At 30.7% G+C, this 16245-nt stretch carries 16 protein-coding genes; 14 read left to right on the forward strand and 2 right to left on the reverse strand.

Annotated elements, in window-relative coordinates:
• The first annotated feature begins 553 nt into the window (after nucleotides 1-553).
• The 5 genes from V6137_RS10555 (at nucleotide 554) to V6137_RS10575 (ending at nucleotide 6779) form a co-directional block, all read left to right on the forward strand.
• Complete coding sequence (locus V6137_RS10555; RefSeq protein ID WP_425447894.1) at nucleotides 554-2125, forward strand: ABC-F family ATP-binding cassette domain-containing protein; 1572 nt, start codon at nucleotides 554-556, stop codon at nucleotides 2123-2125.
• Between the two features lie 431 nt (nucleotides 2126-2556).
• Nucleotides 2557-3585: an ABC transporter ATP-binding protein gene (locus V6137_RS10560; protein WP_425447895.1), complete on the forward strand. Its 1029-nt coding sequence runs from the start codon at nucleotides 2557-2559 to the stop codon at nucleotides 3583-3585.
• A gap of 21 nt (nucleotides 3586-3606) precedes the next feature.
• Entirely contained in the window at nucleotides 3607-4509 is a 903-nt protein-coding gene (locus tag V6137_RS10565) for a carbohydrate ABC transporter permease (protein ID WP_425447896.1), read from the forward strand.
• Between the two features lie 12 nt (nucleotides 4510-4521).
• Entirely contained in the window at nucleotides 4522-5346 is an 825-nt protein-coding gene (locus V6137_RS10570; RefSeq protein ID WP_425447897.1) for a carbohydrate ABC transporter permease, read from the forward strand.
• Between the two features lie 62 nt (nucleotides 5347-5408).
• Nucleotides 5409-6779, forward strand: a complete 1371-nt coding sequence (locus tag V6137_RS10575) for an ABC transporter substrate-binding protein (RefSeq protein WP_425447898.1) — start codon at nucleotides 5409-5411, stop codon at nucleotides 6777-6779.
• 187 nt (nucleotides 6780-6966) lie between these two features.
• On the opposite strand, the gene V6137_RS10580 is transcribed toward V6137_RS10575, so the two are convergent.
• A complete protein-coding gene (locus V6137_RS10580; RefSeq protein WP_425447899.1) occupies nucleotides 6967-7518 on the reverse strand; it encodes a CD3072 family TudS-related putative desulfidase in 552 nt (183 codons plus the stop codon).
• 383 nt (nucleotides 7519-7901) lie between these two features.
• On the opposite strand from V6137_RS10580, the gene V6137_RS10585 reads away from it, so the two are divergent.
• The 9 genes from V6137_RS10585 (at nucleotide 7902) to V6137_RS10625 (ending at nucleotide 15003) form a co-directional block, all read left to right on the forward strand.
• Nucleotides 7902-8426 carry a PsbP-related protein gene (locus V6137_RS10585; protein WP_425447900.1) on the forward strand — a complete coding sequence of 175 codons (525 nt, stop codon included), beginning with the start codon at nucleotides 7902-7904 and terminating at the stop codon, nucleotides 8424-8426.
• Nucleotides 8427-8864: 438 nt separating this feature from the next.
• Nucleotides 8865-9407 (forward strand): 2-oxoacid:acceptor oxidoreductase family protein, encoded by a 543-nt coding sequence (locus V6137_RS10590; RefSeq protein ID WP_425447901.1) that lies wholly within the window; start codon nucleotides 8865-8867, stop codon nucleotides 9405-9407.
• The gene (locus V6137_RS10595; protein WP_425447902.1) at nucleotides 9408-9707 is read left to right on the forward strand and encodes a 4Fe-4S binding protein; all 300 of its coding nucleotides are present in this window, start codon (nucleotides 9408-9410) and stop codon (nucleotides 9705-9707) included. It abuts the gene before it with no gap.
• Nucleotides 9708-10898: a transketolase C-terminal domain-containing protein gene (locus V6137_RS10600; protein ID WP_425447903.1), complete on the forward strand. Its 1191-nt coding sequence runs from the start codon at nucleotides 9708-9710 to the stop codon at nucleotides 10896-10898.
• The gene (locus V6137_RS10605) at nucleotides 10891-11787 is read left to right on the forward strand and encodes a thiamine pyrophosphate-dependent enzyme (protein WP_425447904.1); all 897 of its coding nucleotides are present in this window, start codon (nucleotides 10891-10893) and stop codon (nucleotides 11785-11787) included. Before V6137_RS10600 ends, V6137_RS10605 begins: the two co-directional genes overlap by 8 nt.
• A complete protein-coding gene (locus V6137_RS10610; RefSeq protein WP_425447905.1) occupies nucleotides 11757-12428 on the forward strand; it encodes a GntR family transcriptional regulator in 672 nt (223 codons plus the stop codon). Before V6137_RS10605 ends, V6137_RS10610 begins: the two co-directional genes overlap by 31 nt.
• Nucleotides 12429-12447: 19 nt before the next feature.
• On the forward strand, nucleotides 12448-13014 hold the full coding sequence (gene msrA, locus V6137_RS10615; protein WP_425447906.1) for a peptide-methionine (S)-S-oxide reductase MsrA: 567 nt from the start codon (nucleotides 12448-12450) through the stop codon (nucleotides 13012-13014).
• A 244-nt stretch (nucleotides 13015-13258) separates the two neighbouring features.
• Nucleotides 13259-14035 (forward strand): class I SAM-dependent methyltransferase, encoded by a 777-nt coding sequence (locus V6137_RS10620; RefSeq protein ID WP_425447947.1) that lies wholly within the window; start codon nucleotides 13259-13261, stop codon nucleotides 14033-14035.
• A gap of 98 nt (nucleotides 14036-14133) precedes the next feature.
• Nucleotides 14134-15003, forward strand: a complete 870-nt coding sequence (locus tag V6137_RS10625) for a DUF4365 domain-containing protein (RefSeq protein WP_425447907.1) — start codon at nucleotides 14134-14136, stop codon at nucleotides 15001-15003.
• A gap of 1046 nt (nucleotides 15004-16049) precedes the next feature.
• Here the strand turns inward: V6137_RS10625 and V6137_RS10630 are convergent.
• A complete protein-coding gene (locus tag V6137_RS10630) occupies nucleotides 16050-16223 on the reverse strand; it encodes a hypothetical protein (protein WP_425447908.1) in 174 nt (57 codons plus the stop codon).
• Nucleotides 16224-16245: the final 22 nt, after the last annotated feature.

A 16245-nucleotide genomic window follows, 5' to 3' on the forward strand; every position in this document is an offset into this window, starting at 1 on the left:
GGAGGGGGAAAGTGTATCCTTTTTTAGGGCCAAACGGTCTTTTGATACCCATTAATAGTAAAATGTGTATAATAAACATTTTTTGTATGAGTAAAATTTTTACTGGAAATTAGATGCGAAATTTCTGGGCTAGCAATATTAACCTTTACATTTTTATGTTATTTGTATATAATATAGTATAATAAAACTATCTATTAGTATAAAGGAGATGAGAGTCAATCATGAGTAATTACGTAGTTCTTTGTAGTTAATTAGCTTTATCCTAGGATAACTATGTCCTTTTTTAGCTAATTAAACTAAATAAGAATTACGTAATGGATGATTTGACTCTTTTTTTGATATCTAATTTTATAGACTACTTCAATATATCTATAAAATATTAAAGTTATTTTCTGTGATTAATAGATAGTTTAGTTTATATGTATAGAAAATAATATTGGCTCTATTGTGGGCTTTATAATAAAAACAGGAAAGAGGAGACTATCTCCTTTTTCCTGTTTTTTTGTATTAAATTTAAATTATTAAATGATTTGTAATATAGGGAGGAATAAATATGAGCATATTAAATGTAGAAAATATAAGTTTTAGTTTCGGAGATAAAGTGTTGTTTAAAGATATTTCCTTTAGGCTTTTAAGGGAAGAACATGTAGGTTTAGTAGGTGTAAATGGATCAGGGAAAACTACATTTTTAAATATTCTTACTGGAAAGTTAATACCCGATGAAGGGAAGATAAACAGTCCATCATCAATAAATATAGGATATCTTGATCAACATACAGAGTTAGAAGGAAAGTCAACAATAAGAGAAGTCTTAAAATCAGCTTTTCATAATCTATACTCTATTGAAAAGGATATGATTTCTATTGGAGATAAGTTATCCAGTTGTTCTGGAAAAGAAACAGAGAAACTTATAGAGAGATTTGGAAAATTACAAAGCATATTAGAATCAGAAAATTTCTATAGTATTGATAAGCATATTGACAATGTGGCCAATGGTTTGGGGCTAGATGGATTAGGTATGGATAGACCAGTGGAAAAACTCAGTGGAGGACAAAGGACAAAGGTGAAGCTAGGTAAACTTCTCCTTGAAAGGGCAGATATTTTACTTTTAGATGAGCCAACCAATTACTTAGATAAAGAGCATGTATCTTGGCTAGGGGAATACCTTGAGAATTATCCAAATAGTTTTATCGTTATATCCCATGATACTAAGTTTTTAAATAAGATAACCAATGTGATTTATAACATTGAGTTTTCTTCAATGAAACGATATCCGGGAAATTATAATACTTTTCTTAAATTAAGGGAAAAAAATAGGGAAGAGTATCTGAAACAGTATAAAAAACAACAGAAAGAAATTAAAAAAATGGAGGAATTTATTAGGAGCAATATATCTAGAGCATCAACGTCTAAAAGGGCAAAAAGTAGACAGAAAAAATTAGCTAAAATGGATAAAATGGAAAAACCTAAGGGGAATCCAAAGTCTTCATTTAATTTTAACATAGCTAGAGAATCATCTGATGTTGTATTTAGAAGTTCTAATATGGATATAGGTTATACCTATCCTATATTAAGAAATATAAACCTTAAACTTAAAAGAGGGGAAAAGGTAGCTATTACAGGGTGTAATGGTGTGGGAAAATCCACATTATTAAAAACCATAATGGGTGAGATTAGACCTTTAAATGGGAATGTAAAATTAGGTCAATTTCTTTTTCCAGCATATTTTGAACAGGAAGTAAAGGGAAAAAATAAAACACCTATAGAAGATGTATGGAATGAATTTCCTAGAAAAACTAGAAGGGAAATTAGATCATCTCTGGCTATGTGTGGATTAACAGAGAAACATGTTAGACAAAAGATGTATGAATTAAGTGGTGGAGAACAGTCTAAAGTAAGGCTATGTAAACTTATGATGAAACATTCTAATTGGTTACTTTTAGATGAACCTACCAATCACTTAGACATTCATGCTAAAGAAGCATTAAAAGAAGAACTAAGGTCCTATAAAGGAACTATCCTTATAGTGAGCCATGAGAAAGCCTTTTATGAAGAGTGGGTAACGGACATTTGGAATATGGAAAAGTACTCTAGTAGTGAAGAATTAAAAAAGATAACGATATGATGAATTAAAGAAGAAAGTGTAAAGAGGAAAGAATAAATATGAGGATACAGAAGTTGCGCTTCTTTATATGTAGGCCTGAATATATTCAGGCCTACATTAATGTCTTATAATAATATAGTATAACAGTAAAATTTAGTTGCTAGAGGTTGGTAACCCAATTTAGTTGCTAGAGATTGGTAACCCAATTTAGTTGCTGGAGATTGGTAATCCAATTTAGTTGCTGGGGGATTCGTAATCCCACAGCTTACCAACTCCCTGCTCCTTGTACTTTGTATTGAATAAAGGAGTGTAACATCATCTTTATTCATAGAGAAATTTTATAATTCACATTTGAATATAAAAATATTCTATTTTCTTTTTAACGGTAAACATGGTAATCTATAATTTGATTTGATTTGGCTTAAAAAGAGTAACTAAATTGGGGTGTACTTATGGAAATTAAGATTAATAATTTAACCAAAACTTTTGGAGATATAGAAGCGGTAAATAACTTGAATATTAATATAGATGATGGGAAGTTAATAACCATATTAGGACCCAGTGGTTGTGGGAAAAGTACTACCCTTTTTCTAATAGCTGGATTATATAAGTCCACTAGTGGTGAAATATTTTTTGGAGATAAATTAGTAAATAATATTGAGCCTGAAAACAGAAAGATAGGAATGGTATTTCAAAATTATGCATTATACCCCCATATGACTGTCCTCAAAAATATCATGTTTCCCCTTAAAATGTCTAAAGTTAAAAAAAGACAAGCTAAAAAAAGGGCAATAGAAATGGCTAGACTAACCCAGATTGAAGATTTATTAAATAGAAAACCATCCCAGCTTTCAGGGGGACAGCAGCAGAGGGTAGCCATAGCAAGGGCCCTTGTAAAAGAGCCTAAGATATTATTATTGGATGAACCTTTATCTAACCTAGATGCAAGGCTTAGGATAAAAATGAGGGAAGAAATTAAACGGATACAACAGAAAACTAAGATAACAACCATACTTGTAACCCATGACCAAGAAGAGGCCATGAGTATATCGGATAAAATATTACTTATGAAGGATGGAGAATTTCAACAATATGCTACACCTAAAGAAATGTATAGAAATCCATCCAATAAATTTGTAGCTAAATTTTTAGGTAATCCACCTATAAATTTATTAGAAGGAGAAGTAAAGGATAATCTAATTAAAATAAAGGATATAGAAATTATTTTAGATAAAAATAAGCTCTACAATAAGGCGATAGTTAAAAATAAAGTAACAGTGGGAATTAGACCGGAGGATTTAATTATATCATCTAAAGGAATTATTAAAGGATTAATAGTGGGAATACAGCAAATGGGAAAAGAACTATATGTAGATATAAAAGTAGGAATAAAAGTTATAACTACAGTTATTTCATGGGATTATGATTTAAAGTTAGGAGATAGTATAGGTTTGGATATAAAGAGAGTTCACTTATTTTAGTTTTTATTTTGGAGTGATTTTGTGAAAAAAAAGATAAACTTTAAAAATATATTAAAAAATAATGAAATCAAGGGGATATTATATATATTGCCAGCTCTTATTATACTATCTGTTTTTCAAATATATCCAATAGTTAAATCATTGGCTATGAGCTTTTATACTGACTTTGATTATTTAGAGGGAACAGTTTATGAAAGGGGTTTAGATAATTTTAAATATGTATTGTCAGATCCTGATTTTTATTTAGCCCTTAAAAATACTTTTCTATTTGTATTAGGAGTTGTTCCATTATCCATAATAGTATCCTTAGGATTTGCCCTATTACTTAACTCTAAAATAAAGTTTAAAGGATTTTTTAGAAGTGTATATTTTTTACCCTTTGTAACCTCTTTAGTGGCTGTGTCAATTGTTTGGAGATGGATGTTTAACGGGGAATATGGACTCATTAATCATTTTTTAAACCTTTTAGGAATAGATAAGGTGAATTGGTTAACAAATCCTAATATGACCATTCCAATACTAGTCTTATTAAGTGTATGGAAGGGAATGGGATATAAAATAATAATATTTTTAGCGGGACTTCAAAATATAGATGAAAAATATTATTTATCAGCCAAAATAGATGGGGCATCAAGATGGGAACGATTTAAAAATATAACTTTACCATTATTAAGACCAACTATATTTTTCGTGTCAATAACTTCGGTTATAGGGTCTTTTAAAATATTTGATGAAGTTTTTATTCTTTATGATAAAGATATGGGTCCATTAAAAAGTGGACTGACTATTGTTTATTATATATTTAATAAATTTTATAGATACTGGCAGTTTTCCATAGCTGCAGCGGCATCATTTGTATTATTTTTAATAATATTTATATTTACTATTATTCAGCTTAAGTTAGGTAGAAGAAAAATGGATTAGGGAGTAATTAATATGAAGAGTAAATTTATATCTAAAGGTTTTATATATTTAATACTTATAATTGGTGCAGCATTTATATTACTGCCCTTTATATGGATGATATCCACATCCCTTAAACCAGCTAATGAGGTTTTAACTGTAACTCCTAAGTGGGTACCATCGGAAATTAGATGGGAAAACTTTAAAATAGCCTTTAAATCGGCACCATTTAAAAGATACTTTTTTAATAGTGTTTTTGTAACAGTAATGGTTACAGTAGGGGAGCTTATAACTACAATACTAGCAGCCTATGCCTTTGCTAAAGTGGATTTTAAGGGTAAACATATAATATTTTCCCTTTTAATAGCTACTATGATGGTACCAGGGGAAGTTTTGATTATACCAAACTTTGTAACATTGAGTAAATTAGGGTGGATTGATAGTTATAAGGCCTTAATAATACCATGGTGTGGAAGTATATTTGCAATATTTTTATTGAGACAACACTTTTTTAGTATACCCGATGAACTATATTATGCTGCTAAGATAGATGGATGTACAGATTTTAAATATCTATGGCTTATTATGGTTCCCATAGCCAAACCAGCAATTATAACATTAGTTATATTAAAGGTTATAGGTAGTTGGAATTCCTTCATATGGCCCTTAATTATGACAAATTCAGAGGAGATGAGGACTTTACCTGTGGCCCTTTCAAACTTTAGCTCAGAGGCTGGGACAGAGTATCATATTCTTATGGCAGCTGCCACAATGATTATATTACCTATGATAATACTTTATATAATTTTACAAAAACATATAATATCAGGAGTTTCTAAAACTGGAATAAAGGGATAACAAAGTTTGCTATCTGTAGACTTTGAAATATAAAAAAATATAAATACATGGAGGGATTTATTATGAAAAAGTTTTTATCTTTACTATTAGTAGTGACATTAATATTCAGTCTTGTTGCTTGTGGTAGTTCAGAAGACACTGAGACATCAAAGGACGAGACAGAAAAGGTAAAAGAAACAAAGGATGCAAAAGAAGAAATCACTATAGCAACTGAAGTTACAGAACCTGTTGAATTTGAATTCTGGCATGCGATGGGAGGAGCTAAGGAAAAGGCCCTAAAGAAAATGACCGACGAGTTTAATGAAAAAAATGATAATATAACTGTTAAGCTAGTTCATCAAGGGGGATACAGGGATCTATTTCAAAAGTTAATGGGAGCTGCTAAGGCAAAACAACTTCCAACGTTAACTCAAGTATATTCCAATAGACTATCTTGGTATGTTTCTAAAGGGTTAGTGGAGAATTTAAATCCATATATGGATAATGAAAAGGTTGGATTTACTAAAGAGGAAAAAGAAGATGTACCAGAACTATTTTTAAATGATGGTATATGGGATGGAAAGCAATATGCCTTTCCCTTTAATAAAAGTCAAATGGTATTATACTATAATGTAGATATGTTTGAAGATGCCGGATTAGAAGTTCCTAAAACTTGGGAGGAATGGAGAGAGGTTTCTAAGAAGTTAACTGTTGATAAAGATGGAGATGGTACTCCAGAGATTTATGGTATGGTCTTTGCCAACAACATATCAACGGATATAGCACCATGGGTTAAACAAGCCGGTGGAGTTATTATAGATGAAGGGAAGGATCAAATTAATTTTAATACACCAGAAACTAAGGAAGCTGTTGAGTTTATAAATGGAATGATACAGGATAATATAGCAAGGCTTGCAGGGGAAGATAAACATGCCAATGTACCATTTTCCCAAGGGAGAGCGGCTATGTGTGTTGCATCAACATCAGCTATACCTTATATAGAAAGTGGAATAGAAGGAGATATGAATTGGTTTGCAGCTCCCCTTCCAGCCCATAAAACTAATGACCAGTTATATTATGGTACAAATGTTGCTATGTTTAATACCCATGATAAAGAAGTAAAACTTGCGGCATGGAAATATATAAGCTTTTTAACAAACACAGAGAATACAGCATATTTCTCTAGTCAAACTGGATACTTACCAGTTAGAGAATCTGCTAAAGAGTTAGAAAGTTATAAGGCTTACATCAAAGAAAATCCTATAAAGGGAGTAGGACTTAAAAGTTTTGATATAGGATTTCAGGGGGCAAGAAATATTGGTGAAATAAATGCCCTTGATGTATTAGGAGAAGAATTAGATCAAGTATTTATGAATAAAAAGTCAATAGATGAAGCATTAAAAGATGCACAAGAACGTGGAGAAAAAGCTATGAAAGAAGCTAGAAGGAATTAGAAATTAATTATGTAGGGCCTGAATATATTCAGGCCCAATTTGATGCCCAGTATTATGGATAATAACAAAACTATTTTGGATAGAATAGTATATAGCGCAATAGGGCTTCCAGAGAAAGACTTGAAGGATTCAATATATTGAATCGCTACAAATATTATTAATAAAAAAACAGAATAACTTCTAGGTTTTATATCAGCTTTTTTAATTTAACTAAAAAATCATCTATATAATTTTTATTAAAATCTATATAGGGAATTTCAATATTGTTTTTATCTAATATACATTTTATTTCTTCCATAAGGATTCCACTGGTATTTGAAAGTTTTATTGTACTTAGCATTTCTGGTAAGCTTTCATTACTACCTATCTCACCCATCCACTCACCGGTACATGATTTATATATGCCACAGGTAGGGCTTCCCTCTATACCAATTAAAGCCACTATTTCATAATCATTTTTAATATATTCTTTTAATTGATCTAAGTATATATTAAAAAGATTTCTACAATGTTTTCTATAGTGTATTGTATCAAACTGTTCCTTAACATGGCCCCATCTTTTTAATCCATAACAGGTAAGCTCAGGGCAGGGAAGTTGAATTATGCCTATTTCTTTTTCTAGAAGTATATTTAAAAAATTTGAAATATCCCCAGGTGGATTTATTTCTGATTTTTTAACCTTAGACTTTTCATTAAGTACACAGTGGGACAATAATATAACTTTTTTTACTTTATCCATATAAATCATCCTTTATATTAAAATTTACTAATATCAAATTATCACTTTATAATTAATTGAAATTAAAGTCAAATAGAATTTTTCTATAGACGATCAAATGCTTATAGATTTCATTTAGGAAAATGTTTTCCAAAGTTTGAAAATGATAATATTATTTAACAAATGAACAAAATAATAGTACGAAGGGACTATTTTGTATTTATTTGTTGAATTTTATAAAATATTAAGGTATACTTTTCAAGTATTTATAGATTTTCTATATAAGTGGTAAAATGTAATATACTTTCCAATATGCTACACAGCTTTGTTTACCCTTATATAAAAGCTGTATATATTAAAGAATAAGACCAAGTAAAAAATTATACATACATGGAGGAATACTTATGAAAAAATCAATAGGAGTTTTATTAATTGTACTTGTGATAGTTGGAAGTTTAGTAGGTTGTGGTTCATCTGATAAAGGATCTGAAGAGACCTTTGAAACATTTAAGTCAGAAGAGGGAAAATTCTCTATAGATTTTCCAGGGAAACCAGAAGAATCTGTACAATCCGCAATGGGATTAGATATGAATATAGTTGCCCTTGAAGATGGAGATACAGCTTATACTGTTCTGTACTCTGACTATCCAGAAGAGATAGTTAAAGCATCTAAGCCAGAAGATATGTTGGCTGGGGGAGTACAAGGACAAGTAGCCAGCTTAGGTGGCGAAGTGGTTGAATCAAAGGATATTACTTTAGATGATTATCCTGGGAAACATCTTGTAGTAGAAACAGAGAAGGAAGGAACTAAAGTTAATTTTAATAGTAAAATTTTCTTAGTTGGTAATAGATTGTATCAAATACAAGCAATAAATGTTGATAATGAAAACCTAGATAAGTTTTTTGATTCATTTGAACTTGTGAAATAATAAAAATATATAAATTTAATGGTCGTGCTCTTAATATAACAGCAAAAGAAATTAATATTTTTATAAAAGAGTTCTAGTCTGAAGGTTAATTTTAGACTAGGACTTTTTTATATTTAGAAAGGTTAATTTTTTATAAAAAATCAGGTGGCATAATAAAGTAATATCAATCTATATAAAGATTATGAAAAATTTTAGCATTTACAAAGCTAAGTCATAAATCACTATATATAGGTCATGAATATATTGCGGCCTACATATATTCATGGGATTACCAATTCTCTGCTCTTTGCACCTTGCACTTTGCACGAATAAAGAAGCACCTAAGGTTCCGTTGCCATAAAAAACTTTTCAAAATATTATAAATAAAGTATAATTAATATTATACTGATATATCAGTATAATATCACGCATAAAATTTATAAAAAGGGGAGAAGTAACATGATAGAAGTAAGATGGCATGGAAGAGGTGGACAGGGTAGTTTTACAGTGGCTAGATTATTAGGAGCTACGGCTGCATTATATGAAGATAAATATGGATTAGCCTTTCCATCATTTGGCCCAGAAAGAAGGGGAGCTCCGGTACTTGGCTTTACCAAAATCGATGATAAAAAAATAGTTGACAGAAGTGAAGTTAAGGCATGTGATTATGTAGTTGTATTAGATGAAACCCTTATTGAAGATAATACTTTTAATGGGTTAAAGGAAAATGCAATAATTATAATTAATACGGAAAATCCTAAAAAATATGAAGATATGACAGATCATAGGGTAGTTTCAATAGATGCAACTAAAATAGCCTTAGATATTTTGAAAAGACCTATAACTAATACAGCGATGTTAGGGGCTTTAATAGCAGTATCTGAAATAGTTAGTTTAGACTCTGCAATAAAGGCAGTTAAGTCTGAGTTGAAGCCATCAATAGTAGAGAAAAATGTAGAAGTAATTAAAAAGTCTTATGAAACTGTAAAGGGGGTAATCTAGTTGTCTAGACCAAAGGTAAAAAAATATAAAAAGCCAGAGCATATAAAGGATTATCCTGTGGGAACCTGTTTTGAAAGTGGACATTTAGTACAAAAAAATGCAGGATGGAGAACATTTAAGCCAGTTGTTGATAAGGACAAATGTGTTAATTGCTTAAGATGTTATTTAGTATGTCCCGATGGAGTTATATATAAATCAGAGGGAAAAGTTGATATAGATTATGATTTTTGTAAAGGCTGTGGGGTTTGTGAGTATGAATGTAAGCCAGGAGCTATTACTATGGTAAAGGAGGAGAAATAAATGAGTAAAGAAAAATTATTTGTATCAGGAGATGATGCTGTAGCTTTAGGGGCAAGACTAGCAAGACCTAATGTTATTTCTGCATATCCTATAACTCCCCAAACTATAGTTGTTGAGAGATTATCTGACTATGTGGAAGATGGTTCTTTAGATGCAGAATTTATGCATGTGGAATCTGAACACTCTGCTATGTCAGCTGCAATGGGGGTTAGTTCCGTTGGAGCAAGGGCTTTTACAGCTACGTCGTCTCAAGGGTTATTACATATGAGTGAGGCTATGCATTATGCCAGTGGAGCTAGATTTCCAATAGTTATGATGAATGCTAATAGGGCTTTGGCAGTACCATGGAGTATATATGGGGATCAATCGGACTCAATGTCCCAACTAAATAGTGGATGGATTCAAGTATATGTTGAAGATGCCCAAGAGGCACTGGATATGGTTATACAGGCCTATAAAATAGCTGAAAATCCAAAGGTTTTAACTCCATTTATGGTGAACTTAGATGGATTTATATTAACCCATACCTATGAGTTAATAGAGTTACCGGACCAAAATGATGTGGATAGATTTTTACCTAAGTATGAAACAGTAAATAAAATGGACCTAGACAACCCAAATAGTCTTTGCTTTAGTACAACTCCAGCGGATAACCTAGAGTTTAAATATCAGCAACATAAGGCAATGATGGATTCTAAAGAAGTGATAAATACTGTTGATAAGGAATTTGGAGATCAATTTGGAAGATATTATGGAGGATTAGTTAAAGAATATAAATGTGATGATGCAGATGTAGTACTTATAACTACAGGAAGTATAACTGGAACCACTAGAGTTGTTGTTGACAAAATGAGAAGTGAAGGGGAAAAGGTAGGATTATTAAAGCTAAGATATCTAAGACCTTTCCCAGATAAAGAAATAAGGGAATTGGCTAAAAAAGTAAAGGCTATAGGTACAATAGATAAAAATATTTCCTATGGATATGAAGGGACTATTTTTACCAATGTAAATTCGGCTCTTTGTCAAATGGACAAATTACCCCTTTCTATAAACTTCATAGGTGGTATGGGAGGCCGAGATATATCTAAAGAAAATATAGAGGAAATGTTTAAAAATCTTTTAGATGGAATAAATGGAAAAGAGCAAAAAAGAGTTCAGTTTATAGGAATGGGGTGTGAGATAGATGAGTAAAGCTAAGGTAAATGCAAGAAATATAACAGATGATGAGTATTTTTATGGTCATAAGGCCTGTGCCGGATGTGGGGGAAGTGTAGCAGTTAGGTTGGCCCTAAAAGTTTTAGGAAAGAGAACCTATTCAGTTTTACCTGCAGGATGTATGTCAGCAGTTGGATTTATATATCCCCAGATGGCTTTTACAACAAATGCAATGATTGCGCCATTTCCAGCAACAGGTGCTATGTTATCGGGAGTAGCAGTAGGGGCTAAATCTTTAGGAATAAAAGATTTCCATGCAGTGGGATTTGCAGGAGATGGTGGTACTGCAGACATAGGATTTCAGGCACTATCGGGAGCTATAGATAGGGGAGATAAAATAATATATATATGCTATGATAATGAGGCGTATATGAATACTGGAATACAAAAAAGTGGATTAACTCCCTATGGAAGTAAAACTACAACATCTCCAGCTGGAGAGAATTTACCTGGAGCAGTAAGACCGAAGAAAAATATGTTTGAGATAATAGCAGCCCATGGCATTGACTATGCAGCAACAGCTAGTATAGGATATCCTCAAGACTTTTTAAATAAACTAGAAAAGGCTAAAAATGTAGATGGAACATCATATATTCATATCTTTGCATCCTGTCCTACAGGATGGGGAACACCTACAAATACCTCGATAGATATAGCAAAGGAAGCGGTTGACTGTGGATTATGGTACCTTGCTGAATATGAAAATGATGAATTTAAGTTAAATAAAAATCCAAAGGAATTTAAATCAGTTAAGGATTATTTAAAGAAACAAGGTAGATTTAAGCACTTGAAAGATGAAGAGATAAGTGGCATAATTGAAAATAGAGATAAAAAGTGGGAGAAAATCCGCAAAAACTGGTTATAAAGGATGGAAAGATGAATAGTGTAGAGATATATAATGAGATAGAAAATAGAATAGTAACCCTTAATTATAAGCCAGGGGAACTGTTAAATGAAAAGCAATTAATAGAAGAGTTTGAAGTAAGTAGAACACCTATTAGAGAGGCATTACTTAAATTATCTGAAAAGGGATTAGTTGAGATGGTACCTAGAGTTGGAACATATGTATCTCAAATAGATCTAAATAGTATAAGGCATGCCTATGAAATAAAGAAATATATGGAGGCCCTAGCAGCAGAACTTGCTGCGCTAAGGGCCACAGAGGATGAAATAGATCAAATAGTCTCAATAGTAGAAGAGATGGAACAATATGACCCAGATAGGGATTATGAAAAATATATAGAGTATGATTATTTATTTCGAAAAAAAATTAGAGAAGCTTCAAAAAATCCTATGCTTATTCAATACCTAGAAGATCTAAATACAAAAACCTCAAGATTTATTAGACATATAAAGTATAAAGTAGAGGATATCAGCTGGTATAAAGAATCTCTAAATGCAATTGCAATTTCCATAAAAGAAAGGGATTCTATAGGGGCCAGTGAAGAAACCAAGAAACATTCTATTATATTTTTAGAGGAATTATCAAAAAGATTTTTTCTTTAAAATTAAAGGAGGGGTTATATTGAAAGAGGAAAATACAAATAAAAATTATCAAACTGGGATTTTTGCAGGGGGATGTTTTTGGTGTATGGTATCTCCATTTCATGTATTAGATGGAATAATAGAAGTAAAGTCAGGTTACATAGGGGGAGAAGTGGAAAATCCAACCTATGAAAAGGTAAAGTCTCAAGAATCAGGACACTATGAGGCAGTAGAAATAACATATGATCCATCAATCATAAGTTATGATAAACTACTTAAAGCCTATTGGGTTCAAATAGATCCAACAGATGATGGAGGACAGTTCCATGATAGGGGACCTTCATATAGAACAGCTATCTTCTACACAACAGAAGAACAAAAAACTAAGGCAGAAAAGTCAAGAAAAGAACTTGATGAATCGGGAAGATTTGAAGATCCAATCGTAACTAAAATCCTACCAGCCACCAAGTTTTATGATGCAGAAGAATATCATCAGGACTTTTATAAAAAGAAACCAGATGAATATAAAGAGGATAGAAAGGTTTCAGGTAGAGATGAGTTTATTAAGAAGCATTGGGGAGAAGAATACTGGGCTATATTTGAGTAAAGTAATAAGCCAATTAGGATTATAGATATATACTATAGTTCTAGTTGGCTTATTTTATTTTTAATAACTTTTGATTTTTTAATTTCTATTATTTATATGTACTTTGTGAGCAAAACAAGATAGATACACTATACTTTTAGAGAATATACAAAGTCTAAAAATAACATAATATGGTATAATTAAAAGGGAAAAAACATACATAATAAAATCTATTTAGAATTGGAGTGGGTATGAATTGAATAAAATGCAGGATATTCAAACAATAAAAAAGCAATACCAAACAGCTCAGAATCTAGAAACAAGAGTCACTCTACATGCTAAACACAGTACAAACAAACAGGGATTTGGCAATTGGATTTTTGAAAATTATAAATTTCACAATGGATGTAAAATACTTGAACTGGGCTGTGGAACAGGTGGAATGTGGAAAGGTCACTTAAATGCCATTGGTAGCGGGGACTTACTTGTTTTGTCTGATTTTTCAAGTGGTATGCTTGAGAAAGCTAAACAGAACATTGGAGAACATTCAAATGTTGTTTATAAACAAATTGATATTAAGAATATTCCATACAACGAAACAGAGTTTGATTTTGTTATTGCAAATATGATGCTTTATCATGTCTCAAATGTGCAGGCGGCAATAAAAGAAGTCCGGCGTATATTAAAACCAGGAGGTGTTTTTTATTGTGCTACATTTGGTGAAAATGGAATCAATCATTATTTCAATGATACATTAGTTGAACAAGGGGTTAATATAAAAACAAAAGGAACTTTTACTTTACAAAATGGTTTTGAAATTTTAAATAGAGAATTCTCGTCTGTCCAAAAATTGGACTATATTGATAGTTTTGAAATTACTGATATTAACGATTTGTTAGATTATTTATTTTCACTTTCTTCGATTGTTGACGTAAAAGATTTAGATAGAAAAAGTTTATTTAATATTTTTCAGCAAAAGAAAGACGATATTGGAATTATTCATATTCCTAAAGAATATGGAATGTTTATTTCTAAAAACTGAGGAGTTATATTTTTTTATACAAAATAATAATTTGCAACTATTGGAGTTACGGCGTTTCATGAATGCCTATTAATAAACATTTATGAAAGGATGGCTATATGAGATCAAAGAGAAAGTCAAAATCACATATTATAGAAGAAGAATCTTTACAGATTATAAACAATATATTGCCCAAATATTGGACTAAAAGAAAATACATGCCTGATTATGGAATTGATTTAGAAATTGAGATTTTTGAAAAAACTGAAATTGATGGGAAAGAATATTATGATACTTTTGGGGAACATATTTTTGTTCAAGTAAAGGGTACTGAAAGCATTGATATTGGCAAATATAAGGTTTACAAGAGAAGTAATGTAGAGAAGTATAAAATTGGCAAAAAAGAGGTTTATAAAGAGATAGATGTAGTTAAATATCCTATCGAAACAACAGAACTTTACACAGTAGAAAGAATGAGTAACTCAGTCCCTGTATTGTTATTTATTGTTGACATAATTAATAACAATATTTATTATATTTGTCTAAATGATTATATTGACAAAGTTTTGATTCCTGGCGACCCTAACTTTTATGATAAAAATAAGAAAACCATCTATATACCCTTAGAAAATAAAATTAAAATTAATGAGCAAGATTTTTTTGCCTTAAAATTCTATGCTAAAAGACCTAAGCTTTATTCTTTTTTCAATAAAGTTAATTATCAAAATGAAGAAGTAAACTATCTAAGTGAAGATGAACTTATACAAATTTATCCACACTTCTTAGAGATTTTAATGAGATATGACATATGGTCAATAAGAGGAATATGGCCTATGCTTAATTTGTATTACAAATACTTGAACAATTTAAAAAATACAGGAAACCCCAAAATGTTTACTTCAGTCTCCAGTAAAAAAAAGGAAGATCAAGATATAACTTGGAAACCAACTATTCATATGGCAAACTATATACTAGAGAAGAGACATTAAAATTTGTAGAGATTCGTAATCTATGGAGAGGACTAGTAAATTTACAAGGAACATATGAGGAAACATGTAGAGAATGGTTATTACCGACATACTTAAATGTCTTAATGTATGATAGTTAATGTTCTGTTTACCAGATATTTACTAATGGATAGAATATGATAATATATTTGGAGAAGGTCGCCTTAGAAAAGAAAAGGTTAGGGTGATAAGCTTAATGTTTGGGTTATACAAAATTCAATAATATAGATACTTTATTTTAAAAATATGAGATGGTCAAAATATTTAATAAATTTGTTTTATTTGATGGAATAATTATTGGTGTAGATTTTATCATTGTATATCTTCAAAGAGAACCATGACTAATAAGAATTCAGACAAAGGGGCCAAATTTGCCTCAGCTTTTATTAATCATAGTTCTATTGACAAGATATAACTTATTTAATATAATTTTGGTTAGTTGAAAAAAAGGGGAGTTCAGGTCATGATTATGTTATTTCTTATTCTAATCTAAAAAATGCACATTAAAATATTAATTTTATACCTAGGAATAGGTTTTTTTATGATTCATTTTTAGAATTGTTAGGAAATAGCATAATTTATAGACATTTACTCTATTTATATAAGTTTAAAAATAAATAATGTAACTACAGTTTATAGAGAGCTAATATGTTTTTTGATAGATCGATTTATATAAGCTGTGGTTTATTATGGGATATAATTTTATTATATATTTTAAACTTACAAATAAAAGAGAATATAAAAGGCTATAAATTAGTTTACCTAATTTATAGCCTTTTTTTGTTGTGAGATTCGTATGTTTTGTTGTTGGGGGATTCGAAATCCCCCAACTAATTAAATAAAGGTATTGTCAAAGGGATATGACTATATATTAAAGAGTCTGACAAAAGATAAGCCTTTAAATAATAATAGCAGGGTAAGACTAGTAACAAGAAGGGCTTTATATAAAATAGAAGCATATAAAGTGAGTAATGTGAAACGATTAAATAAGTACTAGGTATAATGTAAGTCCTGAATATATTCAGGACTTACATATTTAATTGATATCTATAAATAAGAATTGACTTTCCTCTTTGCTCTCTAACTCCCCCCTTTAAAATAGTAACCTGTTGACCATCGGATAAAGTAACATTAGAACCTGATACTTTATTAATATAGTTATTTATTTCTTCAGCCATATCAGGTTTTACTTCTTCTTTCACTCCCCACGGGGGTGCAAGGACA

The sequence above is a fragment of the Dethiothermospora halolimnae genome, assembly GCF_037577855.1.
Lineage (GTDB): Bacteria > Bacillota > Clostridia > Tissierellales > VENL01 > Dethiothermospora > Dethiothermospora halolimnae.

What these genes read in the sequence shown, in the direction of transcription:
- V6137_RS10555 (WP_425447894.1), top strand. Translation starts at nt 554, where the DNA reads ATGAGCATATTAAATGTAGAAAATATAAGTTTTAGTTTCGGAGATAAA.
- V6137_RS10560 (WP_425447895.1), top strand. Translation starts at nt 2,557, where the DNA reads ATGGAAATTAAGATTAATAATTTAACCAAAACTTTTGGAGATATAGAA.
- V6137_RS10570 (WP_425447897.1), top strand. Translation starts at nt 4,522, where the DNA reads ATGAAGAGTAAATTTATATCTAAAGGTTTTATATATTTAATACTTATA.
- V6137_RS10575 (WP_425447898.1), top strand. Translation starts at nt 5,409, where the DNA reads ATGAAAAAGTTTTTATCTTTACTATTAGTAGTGACATTAATATTCAGT.
- V6137_RS10580 (WP_425447899.1), bottom strand. Translation starts at nt 7,518, where the DNA reads ATGGATAAAGTAAAAAAAGTTATATTATTGTCCCACTGTGTACTTAAT.
- V6137_RS10585 (WP_425447900.1), top strand. Translation starts at nt 7,902, where the DNA reads ATGAAAAAATCAATAGGAGTTTTATTAATTGTACTTGTGATAGTTGGA.
- V6137_RS10590 (WP_425447901.1), top strand. Translation starts at nt 8,865, where the DNA reads ATGATAGAAGTAAGATGGCATGGAAGAGGTGGACAGGGTAGTTTTACA.
- V6137_RS10600 (WP_425447903.1), top strand. Translation starts at nt 9,708, where the DNA reads ATGAGTAAAGAAAAATTATTTGTATCAGGAGATGATGCTGTAGCTTTA.
- V6137_RS10605 (WP_425447904.1), top strand. Translation starts at nt 10,891, where the DNA reads ATGAGTAAAGCTAAGGTAAATGCAAGAAATATAACAGATGATGAGTAT.
- V6137_RS10620 (WP_425447947.1), top strand. Translation starts at nt 13,259, where the DNA reads ATGCAGGATATTCAAACAATAAAAAAGCAATACCAAACAGCTCAGAAT.
- V6137_RS10625 (WP_425447907.1), top strand. Translation starts at nt 14,134, where the DNA reads ATGAGATCAAAGAGAAAGTCAAAATCACATATTATAGAAGAAGAATCT.